This window comes from Paenibacillus sp. B2(2019) (assembly GCF_008370385.1).
Taxonomy (GTDB): domain Bacteria; phylum Bacillota; class Bacilli; order Paenibacillales; family Paenibacillaceae; genus Paenibacillus_AQ.
This window is the reverse complement of record NZ_VTZR01000002.1, coordinates 47,337-69,603: the sequence shown is the minus strand read 5'-3', so window position 1 is coordinate 69,603 and position 22,267 is coordinate 47,337. Positions and strand designations below refer to the sequence as shown.

The window sequence follows — 22,267 nt, the reverse complement described above, 5'->3', positions numbered from 1 at the left end:
CCCTATATTCAGGATGATTTCTTCACAATTACCCAGTTATGCGGAATTTCTCCCTCTAATACGGGGGATTTTCTAAAAACCGACGATATCCGCTGAAAATATAGGGAGAAATTCCCTATATGCCACCTGTTCATCCCTAAAATACAGAATTTATAGGGAGGATTTCCCTATACTTTAATAGATCTACTCCATACTAGCTTTATATGAGAAAGATAAGGATAATTTATTGCGCAAGCATATAAATTTTTCCTAAAAAAAAAGCTGCCAAATGGCAGCCCTTTTCTTTTGATAACGTATCATAATTCCACCTACAACTCCACCGACTTACCCATCTCATTCCAGACAGGCTGTCCAATCAAGCCCACACGCCAGATTGCAATCCCTTTTAGACCGTAACGCTTGGCAAGTCCAACCTTGGAATTTACTGATGTTTCATTCTCACTGTATACGGAAATACCGAGAATCAGCTTATCCTTACTCACTTGCTGAAGTGCAAGCCGGATGCCTTCATCAACTAAACTCATCGGCTCTGGAATTTTTTTCTCTTGCAAATAATCATAAGCCATAATGACCAAATCGTCTGCGAGGCTTCCCAGCGTCTTGTAATCATAACCTTTATAAGAGCTGTTTAATGGATGAAGAATAACCGTGAGCTTAAGACCTGCTGCATGTGCTTTTTGAGACAAATTCTTCACAAAAGCATTGTAATCGGCTTGCACCTTTGCTTTATCTCCCGTTAGACCCAGTCCTTCGAGATCCAGCGTGATGCCTTGGAATCCCTTTTGTGTAGCCAGATCAACGATTCCTGTAATCGTCTGCTCTTGAAGCGCTTTATCTTCCAGATTCTTCGTGAGCTCCGCTGCAGTATCACCAGAAAAGACCATCAGATAAGGCGCTGTGCCACCTGCTGCTGCATTCGAGATAATAGACTCTGGGGTTACATCCCCAGCTGCTTGAGGCCATCTAAAGTCAGTGCCTGTCGTGGTGAATTGTCCACTTTTATCAATCCCGCTCCACCCAAAAGCTACAGCATCAAAGCTAGGAAGTAACGAAATTTCACTGTATGAGCTAAGCGCATAAAAGCCCAGCTTATACATATCCGTCTTTGGTGAAGTGATCGATACCGTTTTGGTTGCTTGATCCCAAGCTACACCCGCACCAAACTGTTGGCCGAAAAAGCTGAGTGGAATCATCGTGTTATTACGGATCGTTTGCGGGGCAACCCCTAGCTTCACGACTTCACCGTTTACACCTGCATTTTTGCTACCAAGGGTCAACGTTACCACTTTAGTGCCCGCTGTATCCGTCTTGGTCGCGGTAATTTTCTTAAGCGCTTGATTCCACTCTACATTGATTCCCAGCGCTTCAGATATCGCCCGGAATGGAACCATCGTTGTTCCGTTCATCACAACAGGCTCTACTGGAAACGGCAGTGCATAACCATCCAGCACAATACTAACTCCACCTGCGGGTGCTGCTTGTGTAGTGTTTTGGAATAATGCCGTGGTGCCGCCTAGCGAAATCGCCAGACATAAAACCAATTTGCCAATCCGTTTGTTCATGACTGTTAAGTCTCCCATCTTCCATAATATGAAGTGTAATCTCTTAAACTCTTTATATGTCTTCTACCATTTTACCAAAGATTATCCAATTGTAAAATTAATAGATTGTCATTTATGAGTTTTGAAATTATTATTTTTCATATTAGTAGAGGTCGACAAAATTACATAAACACGCTCAAAAAGGTTCCCACTGCTCGTTCAACATCTACATCCACAGCAACTTGTATGGGTTTACCCACTTTTGGCTGAGCCCGCAAATCCGCTACGACCATTCCCGATGTAAACTCACCTTTGTGCTCCACACGAACATTCATTTCTTTATAGGTTACTAAATCTGGTTGCAGCGCAACCATAAGCGCGAGCGGATCATGCAGTGGTGCACTGTTAATCAAAAAGTTCGCTTCACGATAGAAATTAAAATAATGAGTGAGCGATTGTTCCATAAACGAAATGATCGCTTTATTCTCTTCACGTCCAAAACGGTTTAATAAATCGATATGCTCTTGGGTAATCCGCGTCTTAAGCGTAACGTCTAAGCCCACCATCATAACGGGAAGTCCAGATGTAAATACATGATCTGCAGCTTCAGGGTCTCCAGCAATATTCGCTTCTGCAACCGGTGTTCTATTGCCGGGATTGAAGATCGTACCGCCCATCACTACTACTTTTTTCAAAGTATTCTTAATACCAGGATCCATATCAAGCGCCATCGAAAGGTTGGTTAGATGTGCCAGTGTAACTAATACAATTTCTCCGGGATTCTCATTAGCCATCCGAACAATAAACTCAGATGCAGTTTCGCTAATGGGACGCTGGCTGGATGGAGCAATTTCCACATTACCAATACCGTTCTCACCATGCACATGAGTGGCGTAGCCTGAGTGCTCACGAACTAGTGCCTTGGATGCTCCAATAGCTACAGGAATCTCATAACCAGGCTTAGCAAGCTCAATCAGTCGCAGTGAATTGTCCGCCGCCTTGTCGACATCAATATTCCCAAAAACGGTTGTAATTCCTTCTACAATTACGTTTGGAGCGCGTAAGGCATACAGAATCGCCAGTGCGTCATCAATACCTGTGTCTGCATCAATAATAATTCGTGTTTTGCTCATTTATGTTCTCTCCCACCCTGCAATGTCGTATGGATTATCATATCACGGCCTACCAGTACGCTCAATTTTATTCATTTGCTGTTCTTTAAAAGTATGAATAAAGCTTTCAGGATCACACTCTACCAAATAAGTATATACACCCTTACTCGTGTACAGATAGAACATCCCCTCTGAACCTCCCATTGAGCGATAGGACATATCTAAAATATCTTTTATTGGAAATTCACGATGACGAGTCACGACTCTATCTTTGTACAAATACATTAAGCGATTGCATGTAATACTTCGTTGTTCTCCATCCTTAATTTCTCGCTGTATCTTATAATACGGAAGCTGAGCTACCCATTTCATTTGAAGTCCTCCTGCTTGACGTAATGGACTCCATTTTATTATTCTTTTTACCTTTTTGCAAAATAAAGAAGCTCAACGATCCCCTTAGAAGGAATCATCAAGCTTCAGGAATACCTTTTAATTCGCAGTATAAGCTACAGCTGCTCGGCAAAAGCGTTCTAACGCTTCAACTAGAATAGATCTAGGACAAGCCAGATTGATCCGCAGATGACCTTGTCCCTCAGTTCCAAAGACAGAGCCTTCATTAAAAGCAACTTTAGCCTCTTTGTACATCAGCTGTTTAAGTCCATCTATATCCAGATTCAGACCGCGGCAGTCAACCCATAGCAGGTATGTGCCTTGCGGATGCATCACTTGGACCTGCGGTAAATGCTCCGACAGATAGCTAATCGCATAGTCCACATTGCCTGACACGTACTCTAAAAGCTCATCCAACCATTCTTCACCATCATTATAGGCAGCTTCTACTGCACCTTGGGCGAAGTAGCTAGCCATATGTAAACTCAAGGCTTTCATTTTTCGATCAAATTTAAGCTTCAATTCCGGATTGGAAGACACGATAAAAGAAGATTGTAACCCCGGTAGATTGAAGGTTTTGGTCGCGGCAAGTGTGGTCAGTGTAATATTCGCAATTTCCTCAGATAAGGATGCAAAAGGGATATGCTCATAACCTGGAAGCGCCAAATCACAATGAATCTCATCAGAGATTACGGTCACTCCATAACGCAGACAGAGCTCACCAAGCTTCAGCAGCTCTTCTCTTTCCCATACTCTACCACCCGGATTATGCGGACTGCATAAAAGCAGCAGCTTGGCTCCACCTTGCATCAGCCCTTCCAATTGCTCATAATCCATCTCGAAGCGTCCATTACGAATAACAAGCGGATTCTTGGCGACCTTGCGATCATTCATTTGGATGACGTCATAGAAGGGATAATAGACTGGCGACTGTAAAATAACCTCGTCCCCTGGCTCGGTAAACAGCTCTACAGCAAAACTTAAGGAGGTTACGATTCCGGGAGAATCCGAAATCCATTCCGGTTTAATTTCCCAATCATGCCGTCTTCTGAACCACGACGTGATAGCTTCTTTATAAGAGTCACTAGGTACACTGTATCCGTAAACCCCTTGTTCTGCGCGGCGCAGAATCGCTTCCTTCACTGCAGGAGGACTTTCAAAATCCATGTCTGCCACCCAAAGTGGCATAATATCCTTCTCACCAAACAACTTCTCGGACTGGTCCCACTTGTAAGAACGTGTATTACGGCGGTCAATTACGCGATCGAAATCATACTTCAATTAAAGTCACCTCATCCTTATAAACTTGTCCCTTATTGTATCATGAGGCGGAGGATATCGCACTCTGGATAAGAAAGAACGCACTTGTCGAAAGTGCGCCCTCCTTAACTCTTATACAACTACGTGTTATTGCAGCCACTCTTCCAAATGCGATACCACAAATCCATCATCCACCAGATGGGGATAGTCTCTGCGCACTCTGTTGATTTCCTCCACTTGCCCCGGGGATAATCGTTCCTCCGGATTTAGACACCATAAGCCTTCAAGCAATCCTTGTTGGCGAAGTACTTCATGAATACCCGGGATACAGCCATGAAAATGATGCGCGGGATCAAATATCGCCGCATTGCTATCCGTCACTTCACCCCCAAGCGTCAACCAATTGGATGCCAACGAGGGTTCATTTCTGACCTTTTTAATCTCATTAAGCAGCTGGACTGCTTTGCTCGTCCAGACTGCCCAGTGACCGAGTAGGCCGCCGACTATTTTTTTCTCAACGGGCTTGCCGTTCACCATAAATCGGAAGGTCGCGAGCAAATCGCTGACAATATTATCATCATTTCCAGTGTACAGAGCAATTTCTTCGCTACGGCTGGATTCAAGCACAGCTCTGACTACATCCAGCGTCTGATAACGATTGAACGGCGCCATTTTGATGGCGATTACGCCTTCTATTTCAGCGAATGCCTTCCAAAAATCAAAGCTTAAAATCCGTCCTCCCACCGACGGCTGAAGGTAGAAACCAAATACCGGAATCACATCCGCCACTCTGCGAGTTCGTTCTAGCAGTTCTTCCTCACTCAAGGTTTGCAGGCCTCCCATGCTAAGCAGTCCCGCTTCATACCCAAAGCTTGCGGCAAGGCGCGCTTCAAGAACTGCCTGCTCCGTCCCACCGCAAATACCCGCTACTTTCATGAATGGCCGATTTAGCTGGGCAAGCTCCACCTCTTCCGCAGCTAGACGTAACACAGGTTCCAGCAGCCCTACTTCTGGATCCCTGATCTCGAATTGAGTGGAATGCACGGCAACCGCGACTCCACCCGCCCCGGAAGCAACATAATATCGGGTAAGTGCCCGTTGACGTCGCTCATCCAGCTTGCGCTCTTTAGTTAAGGCGAGAGGATGTGCGGGAATAGCCAACCCATCATGAAGCGCGGCATGTAATTCCGAAGTCAAAGGTACTCTTGTCAGTGTCATTAATATTTGCCCTCCCGCTCCTGAAAATGCGTGGGTTTATTCCAGGTTTCTCCGCCTTGCCCTATCCAATCGCCAATCCAGTCGATCATTTCGGCCAGCGATACCCGCGGATAGCCAAAGGTGGCAGCGGCTTTCGCTGCATTACTTAGCAGTGCAGTAGGTGCTTCTGCACCTGTAAAAATCGGCTCAATGCCTAACTTTCGGCCGAATTCATTCGCAGCCCAGCGCAGGGACAATGTCTCAGGCCCAGTAATGTTCATGACATTAGGCGGCGAACTGCAACGTAGCAGTGCTCGCAATGCGATTTCATTCGCATCCCCTTGCCAGATCACATTGGCATGACCCATTGTGATATCAATGGGAAGTCCCTCCCTAACCGATCGAGCAAGCTCCAGTAACACACCATACCGCAGATCAATGGCGTAATTCAGCCGATAAATGAACATCGGCGTTCCATTTTTATGAGAGAAATGTTCAAATATACGCTCCCGGCCCAGACAGGATTGCCCATACTCCCCGTTCGCGTTCGGAGAAGTTCTTTCCGTTGCGCCTCCTTGGCTGACCGGAGTAAAAGGGTAAACGTTGCCTGTCGAGAATACAACCATTCGTGAATTACGGAACCGTTCCGCAACGCGGCCCGGCAGATAGGCATTCATCATCCAAGTGAAATGCTCATTCCCGGTCGTACCGAATTTATTCCCGGCCATATAGAGAATATTTTGGGTTTCAGGGAGTGACTGCAGCGCCTTATCGTCAGACAAATCGGCGGAGATAATCTCGACCCCGGCCTCTTCAAGCTCTCGTCTCAGCTCTTTATTCGAGAAACGGGATACGCCGATAACTTTCTTGTTTAGCCCCGCTTGGCGAATTGCATTCACCGCTAGCCTTGCGAGACTGGGTCCCATCTTGCCCCCCACGCCTAGTAGCATAATATCTCCATCGAGCTGGCTAAGTTCCTCAATCAGTGCTGCCGATGGACTTGCCATGCGCTCCTCCAACTCTTGAACGGTTCGCATCATTGAACTCTCCTCTCCATTGACTCAAGTTTGTTGCTTTTACCACAAATGACCTCATAGCTTGGTGTAATCGGAAACGTTGCTTGCTGTAATTGAAAGCCGGGCTATCTGAGATTAGAAACTAGCTTGTTGTGATCGGAAACCAAGCTAACTACAATCGAAAACTAACTAGCTACATTCACAAACCAGCTTGCTACAATCGAAAACTAACTCCCTGATTGCAGAATGTGCAATAGAATTTCCAAATTCATCGCTAAAAAATGAATCTATTGCACTTCATACATCAGATTCCTGCTATAAGCTCGTTAAGTGGTGATTATCTGAAATTTCATTGCACAAAGTGCAATAGAATCAAAATCCAGCCACTCTAGAGCGGAATCTATTGCATAAAATGCAATCACTCAAAGCAAAGCAATCATCACATTCAAATCAATCAAAGCAATAAACCAACCTATGTCCAGCCTATCCAGTTCAGTCAGACAATCTAGTAAACTCATACTAACTTTTGTCGTTGTGTAGCTTAGGCGCTTGCCTTGTAATCCGCCGCCGGGTCTCTTCCTCTCCCGACACCTTCAGCACTAAGCCTCGCGGTAATATCCAACTCAATTTCGTCGCCATCCTGCACAAGGGTCGCAATTCCTCCGATAGCCACTTCCGGAGCCGCAAATACGTACGATTCGTGCGATATTTGCGACATGCGCGACACTTGCGATTCGTACAATTCGTGCGATATAAGTGTATTTCGTACACTTATATCAACTCCCGTTCCCGTAGATGGCAATTTAGTTGTACTATCTGCAATTAAAAATCCAAAATGAGCCTACAAACAGCGATTTGATAAGATTTAACTGTATGAAGTGCAGTTAAATTCCAAATGAGACGATTACGATATACTGTAGTTGTATAAAGTGCAGCTATTTTATCTTCACAAGCATTAGATTATTTCAGTCTCGGCTATTATTTCGAGTGCACCGATTCCCTCTCGCTCAGCAACTCTTCTCTAAGCTCAACAGGGAGAAGAAAGTCAAAGTCACAACCAAGGTTCGCTTGAAGCACACGCTCATGAAACAGTAAGCCATACCCCCTGTCGTAGTGCGGCTTGGGCGCTTGCCATGAGACCCTACGTCGTGCCAATTCTTCATCCGACACCTTCAGCTCCAAGCGCCTCGCGGAAATATCCAGCTCAATTTCGTCGCCATCCTGCACAAGCGCCAGCGTACCACCAACAGCAGCTTCCGGCGCCGCATGTACAATCAATGCGCCATAGGAAGTACCGCTAATCCGCGCGTCAGAGATGCGGACCATGTCGCGTATGCCCTGCTTCAGCAGCTTTTGTGGAATCGGGATTTGCCCGATCTCCGGCATCGCTGGAGCACCCTTCGGGCCTGCGTTTTTAAGCACTAGCACACTGTTCTCATCCACGACCAGATCAGGATCATCGATCCGCTTATTTAGATCGGCGGGGCTCTCGAACACTACTGCGCGTCCGATATGCTTTTTGAGATGAACGGATACAGCGGTTTGCTTGATCAGCGCCCCATCCGGTGCCAGATTCCCGCGCAATACGGCAATCCCACCTTGGCTGTCCAGCGGCTCCTCTAAGGTACGAATCACATCTCTGTCAAGTGTTACCGCCTGAACCAGATTTTCTGTAACCGTTCTGCCTGTTACAGTCAAACAATTCCCATGCAGAAGCGGCTCCAGCTCCTTCATCAGCGCGGGTACACCACCTGCCTCGAAATACTCCTCCATCTGATATTTGCCCGAAGGACGCAGGTTCAAAATAAACGGGGTCTGGCTACTGATCCGGTCAAATGTCTCTAAAGGCAGTTTCATCCCCAGCCGCTGGGAGATCGCTATAAGATGGATGATAGCGTTCGTCGATCCGCCGCTCGCCATCGTAACTGTGATCGCATTCTCTATCGCCGCTGCAGTCATGATGTCGCGGGGACGAATGCCCTGGCGAACCAGCTCTACGATCTGCTTGCCCGTTCGCTCGGACATATGCCTGCGTCTGCTGTCCGGCGCCGGAATAGCCGCACAGCCCGGTAACGCCATGCCGATCGCTTCGGCGATCGAGGCCATCGTGCTGGCTGTACCCATCACCATGCAGTGACCGTCACTACGGCAAATTGCATTCTCTGCAACAGCCAGCTCTTCGTCACTTATATTTCCGGCTTTATGCTCCAGCGTAAAGCCATAACAATCCGTGCACGCTCCAAGGCTACGCCCGCCCAATCGGCCATTTAGCATAGGGCCACCGGTCAATACAATGGCTGGAATATTGGCGCTAGCGGCTGCCATCAGCTGAGCGGGTACCGTTTTATCGCAACCCCCAAGCAGCACTACCCCGTCAATGGGATGCCCCTTCATCATTTCTTCCGTATCCATCGCCATCAAATTACGCAGCAGCATCGTTGTAGGCTTCACATAAGGCTCACCAATCGAAATCGTCGGAAATTCCATCGGCACTCCCCCTGCCTGCCAAACACCACGCTTCACATAATCCACCAATTCATTAAAATGGGAATGGCATTTATTCAGCTCACTAAACGTGTTGCAAATGCCGATCACTGGCTTGCGGAGATCTTCTTCCGTGTACCCCATAGACTTCGTGAAGGAACGATGGATAAATCCCCATAGATCTTTTTCCTGAAAATAAGCCTCGCTCTTCAACTTACCGCCTGATTCAGCCACACTCTCCTCGCTGTCCCTGCACTCCGCCATGACCCCATCTCCTTTTAACAACCTCGCTTATAGACCAAGCATAAATGTTTTAGATAAAACCAAGAATCTCCGGTGTTAGACGATGTATTATGTCCTCAATATATTTTTGCGGTATTTGTGGCAGCTTCGTTCCCTCCGCCAGATCATTGATATGGTACAGAGCATCCAGCATCTTCTGTGTCCCAAAGAACGGATAATCCGACCCAAACAATATTTTATCTTGAACCCCATATTCCATCGCAGACACCAGTGCATTGTAAAATTGCCAAGGTCTACTTCCTAAAGCAGAAACATCCATATACAGATTAGGATGCTTGCGCACCAATGAAATACATTCATCAATCCAGGGATGACCCATATGCGCTACAATCATCTTCAGCTTCGGAAAAGCACGGGCTATCGGGTCCAGCATCGCCGGCCTTGATGCATCCAGATAACCCTCCGGTACAAAAGAGGTTCCTTGATGCCATAGAATAGGTACTTCTAGCTGTTCTGCTTTGGCATAGAGAGCATAATGTTTGGGATCATCAGGATAAAAATTCTGATAGATAGGCGCAAGCTTCAGCCCTTTTAATCCCATCTCACGGATCGCAGTCTCAAATTCAGCAACACAATCCAGATGATTGGGATCTACACTTGCAAAACCGAATAATCGATCCGGATCCGTGCGACAGTAATCTGCGACATAAGCATTCGGTACAACCAGTCCCGTTGCATTCGCTGCCATGGCCAATACGATAGCACCAAAGAATCCTTCCAAATTACTACGATGTTGCTCAGGGGTTGCTTCGATATTCATATCCGGTCCCCAAGCCCGTTTGATCGCCTCATCCGTAGGTCCTGAAACCATTCCCGGTCCAAACAAATGGGTATGACAATCGAAGATCATCCCTACTCCCTCCTATTCGCTAACCATCGTATTTGTAATGGCACCAAGCTTCTCAATCTGCACCGTGACCACATCACCAGCTTGCAAATAGACCTGATCCTCTGGAGGGTAACCCATCACTACGCCTTCTGGTGTTCCAGTCAGGATAATATCCCCCGGCGAAAGCGTCATACACTGGGATACATAGCTGACAATCTGCTTGCAATTAAAAATCATGTCCGAAGTGTTGGAGTTCTGACGCAGTTCACCATTCACCGTGCACTGAATATCGAGCTGATTGGGATCGCCTACTTCATCCGCAGTGACTAAGTAAGGCCCAATGGGTGAAAATTTATCGCAAGACTTTCCCGCTAGCCATTGACTCGTCCGCATCTGTAAATCTCGCGCCGACAAATCATTAGCCGTACAATACCCGAAGACATAATCCAGTGCATCTTCCTCCGTCACATATTTCGCGGTTCGTCCGATGACGATGCCAAGCTCTGCCTCGTAGTCCACCTTCTGGCTGTTCCTCGGAAGCGGAACTTCTGAGCCATGTCCAGTTAGTGTATTGTTAAATTTATTGAACAGGATGGGAAATTCGGGAATGGCCATCCCAGTCTCTTCCGCATGCCGGCGATAATTAAGGCCAATACAGATGATTTTTCCAGGATCAGTAACACAGGGACCGAATGCTAATTCATCTTCCTGCTTCAGCCATGATGGATTCACTTCTCCTTCAGGCAGCTCATTCACAAAAATCCTCAGTTGGTTAAGTGCATCCTCCCCACCATCAAGCAATTGCTTAACCGTTATCGGAACCTCAGTCCGAGTGGATAATGCAGTCTGTGCCGCCTCAATATCCACCACACCATGGTCGGTTAGAACGCCCATATGATCATCTTCTTTTTGCAAAAAGGTAACTAGCCTCATCTATAACACTCTCCTTCACTTTATGCATTTTTTCCGAAGACAAGGCCACCATCCACATATAGCGGCGAACCCATTACAAACCCGGACTCATCGGAAGCAAGAAATAGTGCAGCTCGTGCCACATCCTCAGGTTTGCCAAGCTCACCGCTAAGCTGTCTACGCTTAATGGCCGCAACCGAAGCCTCTGGATCCAGAGAAGTCTTCAAATAACCTTCTACAAACGGAGTCATAATCGTACCTGGTAGCAACGCATTTACACGAATGCCGTAAGGTGCATAATCAACCTGCATTGCTTTAGTTAAAGATAGAACAGCTCCCTTAGAAGCACTGTAGGAAGCTCGCTCTGCGACTCCGATTTCGGCGATGCCAGAGGACATATTAATGATAGAACCCTTCTTGGTCTTCATCATATAAGGGAGGACAGCCTTGCAGGTTAAGAACACACCCGTCACATTAACCCGCATGACCCTCTCCCATACTTCCTCGGAAACCTCATGTACCGCACCCACGCCACTGATTCCTGCATTATTAAAGAGCACATCGATACGTTCAAAAGTATTAACGACTTGATCAGCCATCGCGGTAGTACTGCTAGCATCGGTTACATCACAGGGTATGAACATCGCATTTCCACCCGTCGCCTCAATTTCAGTGACAGCGGCTTTTCCTGAATCCTCTTGGACATCGGCAATGATTACTGTCGCTCCTTCTGAAGCGAATAAAGCAGCCGTGCTTTTTCCAATTCCCGAGCCAGCTCCGGTTATTATGATGATCTTATCTTTGAGTCGCATCGCTTTGCCTCCTCTTCCTACTCCCTAGCCTGAAAGTTTCCCGGCAACAAGCCAGTCACCCCGGGCTTAGCCATAAACAAACCGCCTGCAAACGGATAATCACGTAACTCTTTCTCGTGCATCCCTATCCTTGCTGTTGTAATGTAGAGTTCCGTTAGATCGTCGCCTCCAAAAGTACATGAGGTCACTAGAGGTGCTGGAACTCGAATGAGTCCAAGCTGCTCACCCGTCTCCGGGTTCCATCGTGATACACAGCCACCGCCCCAGTGGGCGACCCAAAGCATGCCTTCACTATCTATTGTCATTCCGTCCGGATAGCCAGTTGTTGTAGGAATTCGGAACGCTAATCTTCGGTTACTTATCCTTCCAGACTTTTCCTCGTAATCAAATACATCCACCTGCCTAGTCGGCGTATCAATGTAATACATCTTGCTCCGGGAATAGTCCCAAGCCATTCCGTTCGAGCAGCCGATGCCGGATAACAATTGGTGTGTGAAACCATCAGGCTCCACGACGTAGAAACCTCCGGAATCCGGCGCATCATCGTTCAAGCTTATCGTTCCCACCCACAGTCGGCCTTGTCGATCGCATTTGGCATCATTTAATCGGTTGAGTGGTAGTTCTGCTTCTATCGGAGTCAATAAGACAGGAGAATTCTCAGCTTGAGAGAGATAGACTCCATCCTCCATGGCCAATGCAAGTCCTCCCGCAGTGGTTGGAATCACTGCGCTGATCATCCGGTCGAAGGAGCGGACTACTTCATTACCCGTGATCCGGTTGTATATTCTAAGCTTCCTTCTCGTAACATCCACCCAGTACAACTGTTTGGATTCGGCATCCCAATGCGGCCCTTCACCAAGCTCAGCCTGAGCATCAATCATCAATTCTGCCTGAATTTCTGTAATTTCCAAAACGTTCACTCCTTCTTCTATTTACAGCTCACTACCATTAGCCAAATGTCCACCATCCACACGAATGGTTTCTCCCGTTACATAGGAGGCTTCATCAGAAGCCAGAAAAAGAAATACATTGGCAGCTTCCCTTATCGTTGCCGCCCGCTTCATCGGTGTATGCTCCGAATAAGCCGGGAGCTTCGAAGCTTCGCGCAGCTTGCGGTCGAGGGGTGTATCCACAAATCCCGGTGCTACTGCGTTTACCCGGATCCCATAAGCCGCCAGCTCCACTGCCATCGATTCGGTTAGTAGTATAACAGCAGCCTTAGAAGCATTGTAATGCGCGAGCTCCGAGCTTGCTGATAGACCATTTTTGGAACTCATATTTATAATGGCGCCTCCGCCACCCTGAGAAATCATTTGTCTCGCTGCAAGCTGACCTATTAAATAAACCGCCCTTACGTTGATATCAAATACTGCATTCCAATGCTCAACCGAGATGTCGAGAAAGTGTTCACGAAAGGCGATTCCGGCATTGTTCACTACAATATCTATCCCACCGAACCTTTCAAAGGCTTGGGCAACAGATTGTTCTAACTGTGAGACATCGCGAAGATCACATATCTCTACTGCAGCTTTTTCACCATAATCCTTCAAGGTTTCAAGTGCAATAAGAAGCTCACCCTCACTTCGGTCCAGCAACACCACCTGAGCGCCTTCTTCCAGAAATCGATGGGCGATTCCCAGTCCAATTCCTCTTGCTGCACCTGTGATTAGCGCTCTTTTGCCAGCCAGCCTCATGTATATCACTCCCTCGGATCTTGTTCAGAGCACACCATATTTATCGTAGACCTGCCGCAAGGTATATCCTTCGAGCAGTTCATCCCGTGTATGATTCTCGCGAGTCACCTTATCCATAGCTAATTGGAACACTTCATCGATGATGGCGCCCGGAATCACAACGATACCATCACGATCACCAAAGATTACATCTCCGGGATGGACCATTACGCCACCGCATAGCACCGGAATGTCATAGTCGATAACAATTCCACGCCCTTGAGAATCAACAGGTTTGGTCCCGGTAGCAAAGACAGGAAAACCAAGCTCTAGAATTTTGGCAGTATCGCGGATTAATCCATCTACTATCGCTCCGCGGCCACCTCTCATTTTGGAGGCAGTAGACAATAACTCTCCCCACAGTCCGTTCTGCCTCGACTCATTTGTACATCCGATAACAATCTCGCCGGGTTTAACGCTGTCCACCGCCTCAATCTCCTTCGTGTAAGGATCTTCCGGCAAATGATGAATATCCACAGACAGAATGGTCTTTGCTCTTCCGGCGACGATCCAGGTAGGATCTATCGGGTTAATATTTTCACGCATCACCTGATTACGATAGCCCAATTGATCCAACGTATCAGAGATTACCGCAGAGTAGAGCTTTTCACACATACTATCGAACAATTCCTGTTCCTTCATAGGCGGTTCCATCCTCCTCAAAGTTTTGTGCTTACAGCATCCTCATTTATTTAAACGCACCGGTTGGCCTGCATGAGCAGATTGATAAGCGGTAAGTGCAACCTCAGTGGATCGGAGCCCATCTATTCCCGAAATCGGTACCTCCACCCCTTCTATAAGCGCCTGTACAAAAGCCTTCAGCATCAGTTCATTCATGTCATCTCCCCAGAAGGACCAGTTCCCTTTGCCAGATGCTCTTCCGTATACATTGTTTTTTTGGTTAAAAGCATCTATGGAGATAACACCTTTAGTTCCAATGATTTCTAGGGTCACATCCCCCCATGTGGGGAAGCCGGGATTGCGTGACCAGCTAGGATCCAGCACTCCGAACACACCATTCTCAAAAGTTACATGCACCATTCCAGCATCATCGATCGTCCGCTTGCGCTCTGAATCAAATAAGGTATCCGCATAGGCATACACCTGTTCTACAGAAGAACCGGAGAACCAGTTCATCAGATCCATCACATGCACAGTATGATCTAGAACAGCACCGCCTCCCGATAGGGCTTCATCAGAGAACCATTTAGGTCCTGGAAAAGAACCTCTGTTAGTTCCTTTAAAAGCAATAATTCCACCAATATCGCCGCGATCTATTGATTCCTTAGCCCGCACAACCGGAGTGAGGAAGCGGCAAGGAAAGGCTGTCATGAGCTGTACTCCTTCTTCAGAGCATACCGAAATCATGCGTTGCATTTCTTCCACTGACAGACCTAGCGGCTTCTCGCACAGTACATGCTTGCCCGCTCGGGCTGAAGCGATGGTTAGCTCAGCATGATAGACATTTTCCGAGCAAATAATTACGGCATCTATATTCGCATCTTCCAGAAGTTCCTTGTAGTTAGCATAATAGGGAATCGAATGACGTTCTGCGAGCGCCTGTGTGCGCTCTGGCACCTCATCAGCAATTCCACTGACCGTCACTTCAGACATGTGCAGTAAACTTGCCAAATAGTCAAAAGCATGCGCATGCGCGAAACTGATCATGCCAATATTCAAACGGCTCATTAAATATCCCCCTTCACTTCAAGCTTCACCGGTTGATGGGTCATTGCCGATTGCTGAGCGGCTTCAGCCCAGCGTACAGCTTCCAGCGCATCCTGCGCAGTGACTATCGGCTCTTCCCCACTTGTTAGACAGCTTAGAAAATGCTCCAGTTCCAAATAATACGAATCCTTCAGCAGCACACTCGAAGGCGTCTCCACAAATCCCGATGTAGAGCCCGTCGTTATCGACTTGCGAATATGCAGACTTTCGCCATCCCCGGTCCCGCCTGAGATGATTCCTTCCGCATCCGCATATTCAAAAGAGGAGTGGAACGGCCCTGGATACCCCCAAAATGCTTCAAGCTGTGCAATGGTTCCATTCTTGAACCGGAAAGTGGCTGAAGCATAATTTATGTCTTCCGACTGGTGCTGGAACGCATATACTTCACGGGCTTCACCAAAAGCCCCACGAATGTAGTCAATGTCGTGAATCATTAAATCCATAATGACGCCACCGCTAAGAAATGGATCCCGAAACCACGCTTGCACGTTTCCGGGATGTGAACCCGCCCGTTTAGCATGGTATATTCCGCCTTGAACACTGCCAAGCTGCGTTATTCCCTCCGCAAGCTGTCTGTAAGAAGGAAAGAAACGAACGACATGGCCTACAAACAAACGTACACCGCGCTCGTTGCAGTAACGAATTGCTTCTTCCGCTTCCTGCGAAGTGAGTGCGAGCGGCTTCTCACAGATCACATGCGCACCATGGTCAGCCGCAATCCGTACCAGTTCTACATGCAAATAGGTCGGCACAGCAATACTGACCACCTCTGGCTTTACCTGCTCGAGCATTTCTTGTACAGATGTAAAATAGCTAACGCCCACTAAATTTCCTAGCACCTCAGCGGCTTTTTCAACGATGTCACATACGGCTACAAGCTCAGTTTCGGGCATGGACTTGTAGCGATCCGCATGAACAGTCCCCATGCCACCGCATCCAATCACTGCTGTCCTAATCAATACACTACACTCCTTTCAGATTGTGCTTTCCTTTACAGACGAACATCAGCACCGCTTACCCGACTTTCGTTGGCCGCTTCGATGAAGCGAATCAACTCTAGTGTTAGGGAAGATCGTACTGGTGGACAGTCCCCTCGCGCCATAGCTATAAATTTCTTCAGTAATTGCTGATGTCCTGCGTTGTAATTTGCTCCGAGCGCGTTAATTCCGTTACTCCCCCGTTGACGGTGCAATACGATATAGAAATCAGAGCCGCCTGTACGGTTTCCGCGGATCGTCCCGATTCGCCCGTCCTTCCACTGGCCGACTACCCATTCTTGCGCATCGTTACTGACGGCACGTACGCAATGGCAACCTTCTCCAAGAGCAGCATATAACATCTCAGCAGCGTGTATACCATACCAGAATAACCCCGGTTGTGTCGGCTGAAGATCGAGTGGTCCAGTGCAATCCGCACCTAGAATAGCACCTGCACTTTCATCCTCTAAGAGGGCTACCAGCGGTCCACCGAAACGTAGCATAGAGCTGGAGAAAAATGGCGTTCCATACCTCTCCGCCAATTCCACAATCACCTTCGCATCTTCAGAAGAAACCGCTAACGGCTTGTCAATGAATACTGGCTTTCCGTAAGGAGCCAGCACCGCAAATTGTTCCTTGTGCACTCTCCCATCTACAGAAGTCAATAGAATCGCATGGGATCTCTCCGCAACTTCTTCTATAGAATCGAGCAATTCAACCCCATAGCGCTCCTGCAATTCACTGCTAATCGGTCTCACACGTGAATAGCTTAGCTCGAAATCAAGAGAACCCCCCGGATAACCGCAGTGTAACCTGCCACCCGGAATATATAGCGGATGAGATTCATCATTTAGCAGCGCCGCGAAAATCCTGCTATGTGAAGTGTCCATTCCTACCATACCGATCTGCAGCTCTTCCATTTCAACAACACCTCTTATTCGGTTGACAGCCCCATGGAGTGATCCACTTATTTAAGAATTAAACGTTCTTCCCTGAAACGTTCAAGTAGTTCCATGTATTCTTTTCCCACTTGTTCGATGCTGTAAGCAGTTCTAGCTTTCTGTTCTCCCAATGACTTCAAACCTTCCCTCAGACTATTCTGCTCCAGCAGTGCGCTCAATCTGTCCACACACTCCTCTTCATTGCCTGATTCGTATAGGGAAACACTTAACGGACCATCCAATAATTCCAGCAACGCCCCTACACTCGGAACCACTACCGGACACCTGCAGGCCATCGCCTCCAGTACGGTCATCCCAAAAGATTCATTGGTCGTGGTACTAATATATAACCCACCATTCTGCGCAACCGATGAATAATAGCGATGCATCTCATCGTAATCCACTTTGGGAATCCACTTGAAATGCTTAATCCCCTGCTGTTCTACCTTTACCATCAGCTGTTTCTTGATCTCGTCGGGAGCAGTATATCCCCCAACAAGCATAAATTGCAGCTCTGGCATCTTGGCATTCAGCTTTCCAGCAATGTTCAAATAGGACGACCAGTTCTTGTGATCATCCAGTTTACCCACCCACAAAATAGTGGCAGGCTCCTGCTCAATACCCGCTTCATATCGGAACAAATCGGTATCCAGGCAATTATTAATATGATAAGCACCCGCTATGCCGATACCGTCCAAATAATCCTTCATGTAAGCGGAGGGAGTGATCACATAGTGAAAAGGCAAACTATCTTTCGTTGCGGCCAACTTCTGCAGGGGTTCGGAATAGGTGGTATGTACCTCATGAATAATAACCTTCCCCTCTTGTACAGGCCCAAGCGCTTCATACAGCTCGTAAGTATCAATAGTAATAATGACATCGAAATCATAGACTTCCATGTAGCTCTTAATCTCTTCAACCGTCCCCAGAATTCGGACATGCTCGTATCCATCAAAAGCGCTTGCCCCGCCGTAATCTTCCAAAAAAGCAAAATGCACTTCCGAGTGGTGCCGCAAAAATTTAAGTCTATTTGCAAGTTGAGTGGTTACCCCACCTAGAATACAGAATTTATAAAAATATAAGATTCTCATCATCCCTCACCCTTCGCCAAGGATAGTGCAGACCTTACTTGTGCATCCGATACAATGCTGTAGTTCTTGCAAAAAATAGATCACCCTCACGGTCCATTGCCAGCAGCCGCGCATCGTCATCCAACACCTCAAGCTCCTCATTCCGCATATTAAACTTGAACAAGCGATTCATCGACACGCCGTACAACATGCCTTCCTTGTAGAGCAATTCATTGCCGCTACGCCAAAAATGAGTCACAACATTCCAGTCCATGGAGAACAAAGAGTAAGTCTTTACAGTAAGCTTAAGCTGTGGATCGAACCAAAATAACTTACCTGCCGTCAAACCCCAAAGATACCCTGCATCATCTAGAACCAAAGCAGAAATAGCCCTTTCCCCTTGCACCGCTACACCTTCCCATACTTTGCAGCGCTTCTCTAGATCCCAAATCATTAGAGAGGCATCCGCACGCTGAGGAGCAATCCCAAGTCCACCCCAGACGGACCCTCCAGCAAACAACAGCTGATCTCTACAGGTCAAGGACACCACACTCTGCTGCGGCAAAAGATTTCTGAACACCTCACGTGCACCGCTAGCAGGATTGTACAGTGTCAACGCTCCTCCATGCCGACCATAGGAAGGAACCGTTCCAATTGCCAGCTCTTCTCCTGCCCAAGCCCAAGCAAAAGGGCGGTCCTGCTCCTCTTCCTGTAAGGAAAATAGCAGCTCTGGATTCTCTCCCGGCTTCCAATCTTCATTCGGGTCATATTTGAAAATATTCGCTCGCGGATATACACCTAGATAAAGACAATCGCTCCCAGCAAGCATACCTTCCGTCTGACCAATGCCCCGATATGAAATGATCTCGTCGGCTGCCTTATCGAATCTGGACAGCCCACCTGCGAAATACCCTCCGATGTAGAGAGCATCATCAGGTCCATAGGTCATAGACTGCAAATGGACCGATTGACCTTGCAGACCGAAGTCCTTGACCGTATACCGATCCGTCGCCGGATCGTAAATCCAGCAACTCCCGTCCCTGTATACACCCGTTAAGCAGCGCTCTTTCCGATTTAGAGCATGGTTATTCAGCCAGCCATAATCACCTGCAGGCTCCGGCATAGCTAGCGAAGTAACGAACAGGCTTCCAGTCCGGACATCATAACGCTGCAAATAGTCATCTTTAATGAAATACACATTTCCCAGCTCATCCGGCGGCGAAACACTAAGTCCACTCACATGATCCACAGTGTCTCCCCACTCCTGCAGTTCCAGATCATAAATATACAACCGTGCAGACGGTGTAATTCGAGCAAAAAGCTTACCCTGAACGATGTTCAAGTCATAAACCAGTTGCTCGCCTTTACATTCATCCGGTAGCCTGATTTCCGAGCGTTCTCCCGTCTCCGTATCCAGTACAACAATATGCGGGGTTTGTGTACCAACTCCCACATAGAGCTTACCGTTCCACGCTTCCATAGAACGTGCATACTGTTCTCCAGCTACCATAACACCGTAATCCCTAAACACTCCTGTCGCTGGGTCATACTGGAACACTTTCCCCCCAGGATAACATCCCCCATAGATCCTGCCTTGCGTATCTGCTGCCAACCGCCACGTATAGAATTCACCGGGAATCATCTCACCAAGGTTCTCTACACCATTCTCATAAGTGTACCTGTACAAAATGCCACTTCCCCCGATATACACTCCGCCGGTTGTTAAAACTACACCCCAGCAATGATCCGAGCCTTCCAGCGCATAACGTTCCACCGCTTGTTCACCGCTCGGGTCTAGAACAAATAAGATACAAGGACTTCCGGAAGAAACAGCGTAGATCCGGTCTGCCCCTTGCCATGTTCCATAAGCTGAGGCCCAAACCGCCAGACCGTTCAGTGGTTCACCGATCCGCAGCGCCTTCATCTGCTCCCGCCTTCTTTCGTCAGCTGTTCCTTCACCTTCGTTTCACATTCAGAGACTGCTGCAGGATAAGCTAAGACCGCTCCCAACAGATCCACGGGGTCCTCTGCATAACGCCGAAAGGCTTCTTCACAGCGTTCGACCGGGAATATCGCGCTAATCAACGGCTTCACCTGAATGTCCCCTTCAGAGATTAACCGAATATATTCAGCCATATTACGACCTTCCGTCCATCGCACGTAGCCGTAAGGATAGTCGATCCCCTTCCGCTCATAGATAGGATCATATCGTCCAGGACCTCCGGCTCTAGAAATCAGCACTTGGGCTTCCTTACCGAACATCAGATCACGAGAGAAATCAGGCTTAACATCTCCAACCAACAGTACCTTGCCGCGATCCCGTACCCACTCTAGCGCTTGATCAATAAGGTCTCCGGTTTTACCGCCGGCGCATACAATGACTGCATCTGCTCCCATGCCCTCCGTCAGGTTAGCAAGATGTTCCTTAACCTTCTCCGGGCTAGTAGCAATATGTCTAATTCCAAGGCGCTCAGCCATCTCACAGCGCTCTGTAAGCAAATCATAGACGATCACTCGGCATCCTGCCGCCTTAGCAATCTGAGCAATCAACTGCCCAAGAATTCCGGCACCGATCAGCACAAGTGTCTCCCCAAACTGCGGTGCAACCTGCCTTACTGCATGTACTGCAATGGCTCCAAGTCCTACTGTTGATGCTTCCTCCGAACTAACATGGTCAGGAATGGGCACCATCAGATGCTGAGGCATTAGCAGCCATTCTGCATGCTTTGCATAAGGTCCGCCGTAACAAGCTACACGAAGACCCTCTGGCCAGTGTTCCATTCCTTTCCCACGTGTTCGGATTACACCCGCTGCACTGTATCCAAGTACAATTTGTTGCGTACGGTGCAGGCCATTCATCATTATTTCCGTTCCGGGGCTAATCGCCGAATATTCAGTCTGGACTAGTACAAATCCATCTTCAATGACTGGTGTTAGAACATCCGACATGCGAATCTGTCCTTCCTGAGATATTACCGCTTTCATATGTCTTCTCCTCCCGACTGCTTCAGAAACGATTCCGTCACATGCAGCATCTTCTCTATGGCTGTTACTCCTTCAACGCACCGATCATTACGCCTTTTACAAAATATTTCTGCAAAAATGGATAGATCATTAGAATGGGAACGGTAGCAATGATAATCGTAGCGAATTTAATAGATTCACTAATACGAAACACCTCATCTTGGGTAACGCCGGCCAGCATATTTTGCGCAGAGGATTGAATCAGGATTTCCCTCAATATCAATTGAAGCGGGAACAAATTCCGATCCTGTAAATAAATCATGGCCGAGAACCAACTGTTCCAGTGGCCTACCGCATAGAAGAGGGTCATCACCGCCAGAACCGGCATGGAGAGCGGAAGCACGATCCGCAGTAAAATTCTGAAATCGTGGGCGCCGTCTATCTTGGCAGACTCTATCAAACTATCAGGGATAGACTGAAAAAAGGTCCGCATCACTATCAAATTGAAGGCACTAACCGCACCAGGCAACAGCAGCGCCCACCGTGTATCATATAAGCCAAGCTCACGGACATTCAGATACGCAGGAATTAGACCACCACTGAAAAACATCGTGAACACAATGAAAGCCATAATGACATTTCTCCCCTCCAGATTCTTTCTGGACAGAGGATAAGCACCAAGTGTAGTTAGTACCAGATTAATTAACGTACCGACAATGACATAAAAGAAAGTATTTCCGTAAGCCGTCCATACCCGCGTATCCTCAAATACCAGCTTGTAAGCATCCAGATTAAAGCCGATTGGAAAGAAGCTTACCTTCCCCGCAGCAATAGCATGAGCATCGCTGAATGAGGAGACCAGCACGTACCACATCGGGTACAGGAACAGGAAAGAACACAAGATCAGAAACAGCACATTGCAGCTGTCGAAAATGATTTCACCCATACTGCGTTTCACAACCATTGTCTACCCTCCTAAAAGTTTTGTATGCAATGCT

General features: G+C 47.6%; 21 protein-coding genes. All 21 read right to left on the bottom strand.

The features are described 5' to 3' along the window. Positions 1–308: 308 nt before the first annotated feature. The gene (locus tag PAENI_RS00595) at positions 309–1,562 is read right to left on the bottom strand and encodes a stalk domain-containing protein (RefSeq protein WP_149643910.1); all 1,254 of its coding nucleotides are present in this window, start codon (positions 1,560–1,562) and stop codon (positions 309–311) included. Between the two features lie 161 nt (positions 1,563–1,723). Beyond that, entirely contained in the window at positions 1,724–2,674 is a 951-nt protein-coding gene (locus PAENI_RS00590) for a nucleoside hydrolase (protein WP_042186741.1), read from the bottom strand. A 42-nt stretch (positions 2,675–2,716) separates the two neighbouring features. After that, positions 2,717–3,025 (bottom strand): hypothetical protein, encoded by a 309-nt coding sequence (locus tag PAENI_RS00585; RefSeq protein ID WP_076283228.1) that lies wholly within the window; start codon positions 3,023–3,025, stop codon positions 2,717–2,719. Positions 3,026–3,142: 117 nt separating this feature from the next. Then, entirely contained in the window at positions 3,143–4,324 is a 1,182-nt protein-coding gene (locus tag PAENI_RS00580; protein WP_149643909.1) for a MalY/PatB family protein, read from the bottom strand. A gap of 126 nt (positions 4,325–4,450) precedes the next feature. Then, positions 4,451–5,521, bottom strand: a complete 1,071-nt coding sequence (locus PAENI_RS00575; RefSeq protein WP_149643908.1) for a dihydrodipicolinate synthase family protein — start codon at positions 5,519–5,521, stop codon at positions 4,451–4,453. Continuing rightward, positions 5,521–6,537, bottom strand: a complete 1,017-nt coding sequence (locus PAENI_RS00570) for an NAD-dependent epimerase/dehydratase family protein (protein ID WP_149644538.1) — start codon at positions 6,535–6,537, stop codon at positions 5,521–5,523. The genes PAENI_RS00575 and PAENI_RS00570 overlap by 1 nt, the downstream gene beginning before the upstream one ends. Before the next feature lie 520 nt (positions 6,538–7,057). Continuing rightward, on the bottom strand, positions 7,058–7,234 hold the full coding sequence (locus PAENI_RS00565; protein WP_149643907.1) for a dihydroxy-acid dehydratase: 177 nt from the start codon (positions 7,232–7,234) through the stop codon (positions 7,058–7,060). 260 nt (positions 7,235–7,494) lie between these two features. Then, on the bottom strand, positions 7,495–9,264 hold the full coding sequence (locus PAENI_RS00560; RefSeq protein ID WP_149643906.1) for an IlvD/Edd family dehydratase: 1,770 nt from the start codon (positions 9,262–9,264) through the stop codon (positions 7,495–7,497). A gap of 49 nt (positions 9,265–9,313) precedes the next feature. Beyond that, positions 9,314–10,153: an amidohydrolase family protein gene (locus PAENI_RS00555; RefSeq protein WP_149643905.1), complete on the bottom strand. Its 840-nt coding sequence runs from the start codon at positions 10,151–10,153 to the stop codon at positions 9,314–9,316. A gap of 12 nt (positions 10,154–10,165) precedes the next feature. Next, positions 10,166–11,065: a fumarylacetoacetate hydrolase family protein gene (locus PAENI_RS00550; protein ID WP_149643904.1), complete on the bottom strand. Its 900-nt coding sequence runs from the start codon at positions 11,063–11,065 to the stop codon at positions 10,166–10,168. 20 nt (positions 11,066–11,085) lie between these two features. Continuing rightward, positions 11,086–11,856 (bottom strand): SDR family NAD(P)-dependent oxidoreductase, encoded by a 771-nt coding sequence (locus PAENI_RS00545; RefSeq protein WP_149643903.1) that lies wholly within the window; start codon positions 11,854–11,856, stop codon positions 11,086–11,088. Positions 11,857–11,873: 17 nt separating this feature from the next. Further along, positions 11,874–12,767 (bottom strand): SMP-30/gluconolactonase/LRE family protein, encoded by an 894-nt coding sequence (locus tag PAENI_RS00540; RefSeq protein WP_149643902.1) that lies wholly within the window; start codon positions 12,765–12,767, stop codon positions 11,874–11,876. Positions 12,768–12,788: 21 nt separating this feature from the next. Continuing rightward, positions 12,789–13,550 (bottom strand): SDR family NAD(P)-dependent oxidoreductase, encoded by a 762-nt coding sequence (locus PAENI_RS00535; protein WP_149643901.1) that lies wholly within the window; start codon positions 13,548–13,550, stop codon positions 12,789–12,791. A 24-nt stretch (positions 13,551–13,574) separates the two neighbouring features. Next, positions 13,575–14,231, bottom strand: coding sequence for an RraA family protein (locus tag PAENI_RS00530; RefSeq protein ID WP_223178886.1), 657 nt, complete (start codon positions 14,229–14,231; stop codon positions 13,575–13,577). Between the two features lie 42 nt (positions 14,232–14,273). Then, positions 14,274–15,278, bottom strand: coding sequence for a Gfo/Idh/MocA family protein (locus PAENI_RS00525; RefSeq protein WP_149643900.1), 1,005 nt, complete (start codon positions 15,276–15,278; stop codon positions 14,274–14,276). Then, positions 15,278–16,276, bottom strand: a complete 999-nt coding sequence (locus PAENI_RS00520; RefSeq protein WP_262495463.1) for a Gfo/Idh/MocA family protein — start codon at positions 16,274–16,276, stop codon at positions 15,278–15,280. The genes PAENI_RS00525 and PAENI_RS00520 overlap by 1 nt, the downstream gene beginning before the upstream one ends. Positions 16,277–16,308: 32 nt before the next feature. After that, positions 16,309–17,214 (bottom strand): Gfo/Idh/MocA family protein, encoded by a 906-nt coding sequence (locus PAENI_RS00515; RefSeq protein WP_149643899.1) that lies wholly within the window; start codon positions 17,212–17,214, stop codon positions 16,309–16,311. Between the two features lie 47 nt (positions 17,215–17,261). Beyond that, positions 17,262–18,329 carry a glycosyltransferase family 4 protein gene (locus PAENI_RS00510; protein ID WP_149643898.1) on the bottom strand — a complete coding sequence of 356 codons (1,068 nt, stop codon included), beginning with the start codon at positions 18,327–18,329 and terminating at the stop codon, positions 17,262–17,264. Positions 18,330–18,360: 31 nt separating this feature from the next. Next, positions 18,361–20,229, bottom strand: a complete 1,869-nt coding sequence (locus tag PAENI_RS00505) for a WD40 repeat domain-containing protein (RefSeq protein WP_149643897.1) — start codon at positions 20,227–20,229, stop codon at positions 18,361–18,363. Beyond that, positions 20,226–21,290, bottom strand: coding sequence for a zinc-dependent alcohol dehydrogenase (locus PAENI_RS00500; RefSeq protein WP_149643896.1), 1,065 nt, complete (start codon positions 21,288–21,290; stop codon positions 20,226–20,228). The genes PAENI_RS00505 and PAENI_RS00500 overlap by 4 nt, the downstream gene beginning before the upstream one ends. A gap of 64 nt (positions 21,291–21,354) precedes the next feature. Then, positions 21,355–22,233, bottom strand: coding sequence for a carbohydrate ABC transporter permease (locus tag PAENI_RS00495; protein WP_042126182.1), 879 nt, complete (start codon positions 22,231–22,233; stop codon positions 21,355–21,357). Positions 22,234–22,267: the final 34 nt, after the last annotated feature.